We start from the raw sequence: 400 nt of genomic DNA on the forward strand, positions 1-400 counted from the left end.
CGACACCCCGCAGGAAGCCGAGTTCCGCGCCACCGCGCGCGCCTGGATCGGTGCGAATGCGCCCAAGCAATACGAGGACGAGCTGCGCAAATCCTCGCTTGGCCGCACGCAGTTGAAAAACGCCAACATTCTCGACGTCGCAAAAGCCTGGCAGAAAAAGAAGGCCGATGCCGGCTGGGCCTGCCTCCATTGGCCAAAGGAATATGGCGGCCGCGGCTCATCGCCGATCGAGCGCGTGATCTGGCAGCAGGAAGAGGGGCCGTTCGGACTGCTGTCCCGCATGTTCATCATCGGCCACGGCATGTGCGGGCCGACCATGATGGCGTTCGCGCGCGAGGAGCATAAGCGCACCTATTTGCCGCCGCTGGCCTCGGGTGAAAAGATCTGGTGCCAGCTGTTC

General features: G+C 63.5%; 1 protein-coding gene. It reads left to right on the plus strand.

What is annotated here, in order from left to right; all coding sequences use genetic code 11:
• The coding region (locus AABA84_RS34915) for an acyl-CoA dehydrogenase family protein (RefSeq protein WP_338314366.1) at positions 1–400 on the plus strand (400 nt) is incomplete at both ends.

Origin of the sequence: Bradyrhizobium sp. TM239 (assembly GCF_036247985.1) — a bacterium.
In the GTDB taxonomy this organism is placed as follows: Bacteria; Pseudomonadota; Alphaproteobacteria; order Rhizobiales; family Xanthobacteraceae; genus Bradyrhizobium; species Bradyrhizobium ottawaense.